Below are 600 nucleotides of genomic sequence, written 5' to 3'. Positions count from 1 at the left end.
ATGCCAACGCCGATCACGCTGTCAGCGGGGATGCCGACGCTTTCGGAAGCACGCACTGCGCCGAGCACCGCCTCATCGTTGAGGCCGAAGGAGACCCATTTCTTGATGTCGGCATGGGCGTTGAGCACGACCGTTGCGGCGTTGAGGGCGGCTTCGGTGTCGGTCTTGGCCTGTGGCGCGTCGAAGATGTTCTCGGCCTTGAAGCCGTTTGCCTTCAGCACCGAGATGGCACCTTCGACGCGGTCGACCGCGGTCGGCAGTTGGTCGTAGGAGACGCGGATGGCGCCGACCTCGTCGGCCTTCCAGCCGCGTGCCTTCATTTCGTCGACGATCGCCTGGCCGACGGCTTCGCCGATCTTGGTGGCCGAAATGCCCATATGCGGCACGTCTTCCAGCGCCTTGCCGTCGGCGCCGACCAGACGGTCGTCGACAGTCATCAGCTTGAGATTGTTGGCGGCGGCCTTGGCGACGATGCCGGGGCCAAGCTTCACGTCCGGTGTGCAGACGATGAAGCCCTGGGCGCCCTGGGCGCCGAGATTGTCGATCGCCGACATCAGCTTCTCACCGTCCTCGGCGCCCAGGGCGCCCAGGGCTTCATCG

General features: G+C 65.5%; 1 protein-coding gene. It reads right to left on the bottom strand.

The genetic code is table 11. The features are described 5' to 3' along the window. Window positions 1-600, bottom strand: a 600-nt coding sequence (locus tag EN749_RS36875; protein WP_145991226.1) for a substrate-binding domain-containing protein, incomplete at both ends; no start/stop codon positions are given.

Source organism: Mesorhizobium sp. M7A.F.Ca.ET.027.02.1.1 (assembly GCF_004022985.1).
Lineage (GTDB): Bacteria > Pseudomonadota > Alphaproteobacteria > Rhizobiales > Rhizobiaceae > Mesorhizobium.
This window is presented reverse-complemented; position numbering and strand designations above follow the sequence as displayed.